The sequence below is a fragment of the Rhodoferax sp. OV413 genome (assembly GCF_945881795.1).
Lineage (GTDB): Bacteria > Pseudomonadota > Gammaproteobacteria > Burkholderiales > Burkholderiaceae_C > Allorhodoferax.
Window position 1 is genome coordinate 1 of record NZ_CAMCVG010000105.1, and the last position, 6,252, is coordinate 6,252.

Below are 6,252 nucleotides of genomic sequence, written 5' to 3' on the forward strand. Positions count from 1 at the left end.
CGGGCTTGATGTTATTGAGTTCCATCATTGACCTCTTAGAGCACCTTGACCAGGTAGCTGATCTTGTTAATCATGCCGCGCACAGCAGGCGTGTCTTGCAGTTCACTCACGCTGTTGAGCTTGCGCAGACCCAAACCACGCACGGTGGCGCGGTGGGACTCTTTGGTTCCAATGGGGCTACGCACCAATTGAATCTTCACGGTTTGTTGTGTTGTCATCTTGAAGTCCTCGATTAAGCGAAGATCTCTTCAATGGTCTTGCCGCGCTTGGCAGCCACTTCAGACGGCGTAGTTGACACCGACAGAGCGTCCAAGGTGGCACGAACCATGTTGTAAGGATTGGAAGATCCGTGGCTCTTTGCCACGATATCTGTAATGCCCAGCACTTCGAAAACAGCGCGCATGGGTCCGCCAGCGATGATGCCAGTACCCTTTGGGGCTGGCGCCATCATGACGCTCGCTGCACCGTGGTGACCCATCACTTTGTGGTGGATAGAGCCATTTTTCAAAGTGACTTTGATCATATTTCGGCGGGCTTCTTCCATTGCTTTCTGCACAGCTGCAGGAACTTCCTTGGATTTGCCTTTACCCATGCCGATACGACCGTCGCCGTCGCCGACCACGGTCAGAGCAGCGAAACCGAGAATGCGGCCACCCTTCACGACTTTGGTCACGCGGTTGATCGCGATCATTTTCTCGCGCAGACCGTCCTCAGGACCCTCGGCCTTACCTTGCATTTTTGCTTGAACTTTAGCCATCTTTATTTCCGATCTGCTTAGAACTGCAAGCCAGCTTCACGCGCGGCATCTGCCAGCGCCTTGACGCGGCCGTGGTAGGCGAAACCGGAACGGTCAAACGCCACTTTTTCGACGCCGGCTGCCTTCGCTTTTTCAGCGACACGCTTTCCGATGATCTGCGCCGCAGCCACGTTACCGCCCTTGCCAATGGCACCCAGCGAATTGCGCACTTCGGCTTCTGCAGTAGAAGCGCTGGCAATCACTTTTCCGCCTTCGCCAGAAATAACGCTGGCGTAAATGTGCAGGTTGGTGCGTGTTACGGTCAGGCGTGCCACGCCTTGGGTCGCAATACGAATGCGGGTTTGACGCGCCCGACGAAGACGCTGCTCTTTTTTGGTCAACATATTGCAGCTCCTTATTTCTTCTTCGTTTCTTTGATCGTGATTTTTTCGTCCGCATAACGGATGCCCTTACCCTTGTAGGGCTCAGGCGGACGAATAGCACGAATCTCAGCAGCGACCTGACCCACGCGTTGGCGGTCAGCGCCCTTGATCAGGATTTCGGTGGGAGTGGGCGTTGCCACGGAAATGCCGGCAGGCATGTCCAGGTTCACGGGGTGGGAGTAACCCACTGCCAAGTTCAACTTGGCGCCAGTAGCTTGCGCCTTGTAACCCACGCCAATCAGGCTGAGCTTGCGCTCAAAGCCTTTGGTCACGCCGACCACCATGTTGTTGACCAACTGGCGGATGGTGCCGGTCATGGCGTCAGCTTCACGGGAGTCGTTAGCAGGTACGAAACTGAGCTTGCCGGCTTCGTTTTGGATATTCACCAGGCTGTTTTGAGCCAGTTGCAGCGTGCCGCCAGCGCCCTTCACGCTGATCTGGTCAGCTTTAATGGACACTTCAACACCAGCAGGAACGGTGACGGGGAGTTTGCCTACGCGGGACATAGTTTCTTATTCCTCTAGCGTTAAGCGACGTAGCACAGCACTTCACCACCGACACCGGTAGCGCGCGCTTTGCGATCAGTCATAACACCCTTGGGTGTAGTCACGATAGCAACGCCCAGTCCGTTTTGGACTTGGGGGATTGCATCGCTGCCGCGGTAGACGCGCAGGCCGGGGCGGCTTACGCGCTCAATACGCTCGATCACAGGGCGACCGGCGTAATATTTCAATGCGATTTGCAACTCGGCTTTGCCACCTTCAGTGGAAACCTTGAAGCCGTCGATATAGCCTTCGTCTTTCAACACTTGGGCAATCGCAATCTTCACTTTGGAAGAAGGCACGGACACGGTGGTTTTAGCCACCATTTGTGCATTGCGGATGCGTGTCAACAGATCGGCGATGGGATCACTCATACTCATGTTCGATTCTCCTATCGCTTACCAGCTGGCCTTGGTGATGCCGGGGATTTCTCCGGCAAAAGCCATTTCACGGATTTTCGCGCGACCCAGACCGAAGTGCTGGAACGTTCCACGGGGACGACCCGTAATGGAGCAGCGGTTACGCTGGCGGGTGGGGTTCGCGTTGCGGGGCAGCTTTTGCAGACCCAGACGGGCTGCTGCTCGCTCTTCGTCAGAGCGCTTTGCATCACCTGCGATTGCCTTCAGTTCCGCGTATTTCTTAGCGTACTTGGCAGCCAACTTGTCACGTTTGAGCTCGCGCTCGATTAAAGCCATTTTAGCCACAGGTCACCTCAGTTCTTGAACGGGAAACGGAAGCCAGCGAGCAGCGCTTTGCACTCTTCGTCGGTCTTTGCCGTTGTGGTGATGCTGATATTGAGGCCGCGCAAGGCATCGACCTTGTCATATTCAATCTCAGGAAAAATGATCTGTTCTTTGACGCCGATGTTGTAGTTACCACGACCGTCGAAAGCGCGACCCGAAATACCGCGGAAGTCACGGACGCGGGGCAGTGCCACTGTCACGAAACGGTCCAGGAATTCGTACATTTGCACGCCGCGCAATGTCACCATGCAACCGATAGCCTGGCCTTCGCGGATCTTGAAACCGGCGATAGCTTTCTTGGACTTGGTCACCACGGGCTTCTGGCCCGCGATTTTGGTCAGATCGGCGACGGCATGGTCCATCACCTTCTTGTCTGCAACGGCTTCGCTCACACCCATGTTCAGGGTGATCTTGGTCAGGCGGGGCACTTGCATGGGCGAGGTGTAGCCAAACTTGGCTGTCAGCTCGGCGGCCACTTTTTCGCGGTAATGTTGTTGGAGACGTGCCATGTTTATGCCACCTTGATTTCTTCGCCGCTGGACTTGAAAACGCGCACGCGTTTACCGTCAGCCAGCACCTTGATACCAACACGGTCAGCCTTGCCGGTTGCCGCATTGAAGATGGCAACGTTGGACTGGTGAATAGGCATGGTTTTTTCAACGATGCCGCCGGTTGTGCCCTTCATGGGGTTGGGCTTGGTGTGTTTTTTCACCAAGTTGATGCCCTCTACGACGACATGCGAGTCGTCGGCGCGCAAAGAAATTACTCCGCGCTTGCCCTTATCGCGACCTGCGATCACGATGACTTCGTCGCCTTTGCGAATCTTGTTCATGGCCGGTCCTTACAAAACTTCAGGAGCCAAAGACACGATCTTCATGAACTTTTCAGTGCGCAGCTCGCGGGTCACTGGTCCGAAGATGCGGGTGCCGATAGGCTCCAGCTTGGCGTTGAGCAACACAGCTGCGTTGCCGTCGAATTTCACCAAAGAACCGTCGCCACGGCGGATGCCCTTGGCGGTACGAACCACTACAGCACTGTAGACCTCGCCTTTTTTGACGCGTCCACGGGGAGCAGCTTCTTTGATGGAAACTTTGATGATGTCGCCGACGCTTGCATAGCGACGCTTGGACCCGCCCAGCACCTTGATGCAGAGAACGGATTTCGCGCCGGTGTTGTCGGCAACTTCCAGTCGAGATTCAGTTTGGATCATTTCAATATTCCCAACTTGCACCTGGATCTGCTTTGCCACACTGGCAACTACATAACCAAGTCAGTCTTGGGCCCGCTGGCCGCCGCACAAACCACTTGCACGACTTTCATTTGGGCAGAATCTTCAGCTTTTTCAAGCGAAGCCCGCTATTGTGCTCTAGTAGTTCACGGCCGTCAACAAGTTTTTAGCGCTCTTTGCACACTTTGCCAAAAAACTCGTTTCAGCCCTTCGCTATGCTCTGTGAATCAATGTCCGGCAAGGCGCAGCTCTTTTGCGCCTTGCCGGAATTTGTTCGTACACACCAAGGAGGCGCCCCGTGCCGTATCTACTAGCCCTGGATCAGGGCACTTCCAGCTCGCGCAGCATCGTGTTTGATGAGGCTGGACACGTGGTGTCCATGGCGCAGAAAGAATTGGCGCAGATGTACCCCCAGCCCGGCTGGGTGGAGCATGACCCCCTGGAGATATGGCGGCTGCAACTTGCCACTGCACGGGACGCCCTGGCCAAAGCCGGCATCAGCGCGGCGCAGGTGAAGGCGGTGGGCATCACCAACCAGCGCGAAACTACGGTAGTCTGGAGTCGCAGCACCGGGCTGCCCATTCACCACGCCATCGTCTGGCAGGACCGCCGTGCCGAGCCCCGCTGCGCCGAGCTCCGCTCCCGTAGCCTGGCAGGCAGCATCCAGGCCAAGACCGGCTTGCTGGTGGATGCCTATTTTTCTGGCACCAAGCTGCAATGGCTGCTGGACAATGTGCCCAGCGCGCGGGCGCAGGCCCAAAATGGCGAGCTGGCCTTTGGCACCATTGACAGCTGGCTGATCTGGCAACTCACCGAGGGCCGCGTGCACGCCACGGACGTGAGCAACGCATCGCGCACCATGCTCTTCAATATTCACACCAACCAGTGGGACGCGGAGCTACTGGCCGCGCTGGATATTCCGGCAAACGTGATGCCGTCGGTGCAACCCTCTGCGTCCCTGTTTGGCGAAGTCGCTCCCGGACTGCTGGGGCATGCCATTCCGATTGGCGGGGTAGCAGGTGACCAGCAAAGCGCGCTCTTCGGGCAGGCGTGTTTCAAGGCCGGCATGGTGAAAAATACCTACGGCACCGGCTGCTTCATGCTCATGCACACCGGTGACAAGTTTCAAACATCGCGCAACGGCCTGATCACCACCAGCGCGGCGCAAGTAAGCGCCAAGCCGGAATTTGCCTTGGAAGGCAGCGTTTTCGTGGGTGGGGCCGTGGTGCAGTGGCTGCGCGACGGTTTGCAGGCCATTCAGAGCAGCAGCGAAGTGCAGAACCTCGCCCAAAGCGTTCCGGATGCCGGCGGGGTGATGGTGGTGCCGGCTTTCACCGGTCTGGGCGCGCCGTACTGGAAGCCCGATGCACGGGGCTCGATTACAGGCCTTACCAGAGGCTCAACCCTTGCCCACATTGCGCGAGCTGCTCTTGAAAGCATAGCGTTTCAGAGTGCGGCGCTGCTCCAGGCCATGCGCCGCGACGCTGAAAGTGCAGGCGCAGCGTCGGTGTCAGAGCTGCGGGTGGACGGCGGCGCGTGCGTGAACGACTTGCTCATGCAGTTTCAGGCGGACCTGCTGGGCATTCCGGTTGTGCGCCCCGCGGTCACGGAAACCACCGCCTTGGGCGCCGCCTATCTGGCGGGCCTGAGCGCCGGCGTTTACCAGAGCACCGACGAGCTCGCCGAGCTGTGGCGTGCCGAGCGCCGCTTTCTGCCCACACTTGCGCCCGCGCGTGCCATGGAGCTGATGGACCGTTGGGAACACGCGGTGCGGCAGACCACCCTCTAAACTGTGGCGCTCCACACCAACTCACCTGCAACAGGACACACCATGGGTAAGCGTATTGCATTTATTGGCGGCGGCAATATGGCCAGCTCCATCATCGGGGGGCTGCTCCGCCAGGGGTTTGCCGCAACCGACATTTCGGTGGTGGAGCCATGGGCAGAGGCACGTTCGCGCTTGTCTGCGGAGTTCGGACTGAAAGCGCTGGAGCAAGCCGATGCGTCGTTGGCGGGCGCCGATATGCTGGTCTGGGCGGTCAAACCGCAAACCTTTAAAGAAGCCGCCGCCGCGGTACGCCCCCACACCGGCTCCGCGCTGCACCTGAGCGTGGCGGCCGGAATCACCACCGACAGCATGGCCGCATGGCTGGGCAGCGAGCGCATCATCCGCTGCATGCCCAACACGCCGGCACTGATTGGCAAAGGCATCACCGCGCTCTACAGCCGCCCCGCCGTGAGCCAGGCGGACAAAGACTGGGCCGATGCAGTGATCGCCAGCACCGGCGCCACCCTGTGGCTCACGGCCGAGGCGCAACTCGACGCAGTCACCGCCATCAGCGGCTCGGGACCGGCCTATATGTTTTATTTCATGGAGGCCATGACCGAAGCCGGCGCCCGGATGGGGTTGCCCCGCGAGCAGGCTTACCAGTTGGCGGTGGCCACCTTCATCGGCGCCGGCGAGCTGGCCCGCGCCTCTGCAGAGCCGCCTGAGAGCCTGCGGGCCAAGGTCACCTCCAAGGGCGGCACCACCTATGCCGCCATCACGTCCATGGACGAA

At 58.6% G+C, this 6,252-nt stretch carries 11 protein-coding genes; 2 read left to right on the forward strand and 9 right to left on the reverse strand.

The features are described from left to right. Positions 1-35 precede the first annotated feature (35 nt). Genes rpmD through rplN form a run of 9 tightly spaced genes read right to left on the reverse strand, consistent with a single transcriptional unit; the run spans position 36 to position 3,674 of the window. The gene (gene rpmD, locus Q0O05_RS10775) at positions 36-218 is read right to left on the reverse strand and encodes a 50S ribosomal protein L30 (protein WP_087496071.1); all 183 of its coding nucleotides are present in this window, start codon (positions 216-218) and stop codon (positions 36-38) included. Between the two features lie 14 nt (positions 219-232). Beyond that, on the reverse strand, positions 233-757 hold the full coding sequence (gene rpsE, locus Q0O05_RS10780) for a 30S ribosomal protein S5 (RefSeq protein ID WP_293662889.1): 525 nt from the start codon (positions 755-757) through the stop codon (positions 233-235). Positions 758-774: 17 nt separating this feature from the next. Next, the gene (rplR, locus tag Q0O05_RS10785; protein WP_293662891.1) at positions 775-1,140 is read right to left on the reverse strand and encodes a 50S ribosomal protein L18; all 366 of its coding nucleotides are present in this window, start codon (positions 1,138-1,140) and stop codon (positions 775-777) included. A gap of 11 nt (positions 1,141-1,151) precedes the next feature. Further along, the gene (gene rplF / locus Q0O05_RS10790) at positions 1,152-1,685 is read right to left on the reverse strand and encodes a 50S ribosomal protein L6 (RefSeq protein WP_293662893.1); all 534 of its coding nucleotides are present in this window, start codon (positions 1,683-1,685) and stop codon (positions 1,152-1,154) included. 20 nt (positions 1,686-1,705) lie between these two features. After that, positions 1,706-2,101, reverse strand: a complete 396-nt coding sequence (rpsH, locus tag Q0O05_RS10795; protein WP_293662895.1) for a 30S ribosomal protein S8 — start codon at positions 2,099-2,101, stop codon at positions 1,706-1,708. Between the two features lie 18 nt (positions 2,102-2,119). Beyond that, positions 2,120-2,425 carry a 30S ribosomal protein S14 gene (rpsN, locus tag Q0O05_RS10800; RefSeq protein WP_087496066.1) on the reverse strand — a complete coding sequence of 102 codons (306 nt, stop codon included), beginning with the start codon at positions 2,423-2,425 and terminating at the stop codon, positions 2,120-2,122. A gap of 8 nt (positions 2,426-2,433) precedes the next feature. Then, positions 2,434-2,973, reverse strand: a complete 540-nt coding sequence (gene rplE, locus Q0O05_RS10805) for a 50S ribosomal protein L5 (RefSeq protein ID WP_293662899.1) — start codon at positions 2,971-2,973, stop codon at positions 2,434-2,436. Between the two features lie 2 nt (positions 2,974-2,975). Then, positions 2,976-3,296: a 50S ribosomal protein L24 gene (gene rplX, locus Q0O05_RS10810; protein ID WP_293662901.1), complete on the reverse strand. Its 321-nt coding sequence runs from the start codon at positions 3,294-3,296 to the stop codon at positions 2,976-2,978. 9 nt (positions 3,297-3,305) lie between these two features. Next, entirely contained in the window at positions 3,306-3,674 is a 369-nt protein-coding gene (rplN, locus tag Q0O05_RS10815; RefSeq protein WP_007861702.1) for a 50S ribosomal protein L14, read from the reverse strand. Positions 3,675-3,990: 316 nt separating this feature from the next. Between rplN and glpK the strand changes: the two genes are divergently transcribed. Both glpK and proC read left to right on the forward strand, forming a co-directional pair. Beyond that, a complete protein-coding gene (gene glpK, locus Q0O05_RS10820) occupies positions 3,991-5,481 on the forward strand; it encodes a glycerol kinase GlpK (RefSeq protein ID WP_293662967.1) in 1,491 nt (496 codons plus the stop codon). Between the two features lie 42 nt (positions 5,482-5,523). Further along, the coding region (gene proC, locus Q0O05_RS10825) for a pyrroline-5-carboxylate reductase (protein ID WP_293662969.1) at positions 5,524-6,252 on the forward strand (729 nt) is incomplete at its 3' end.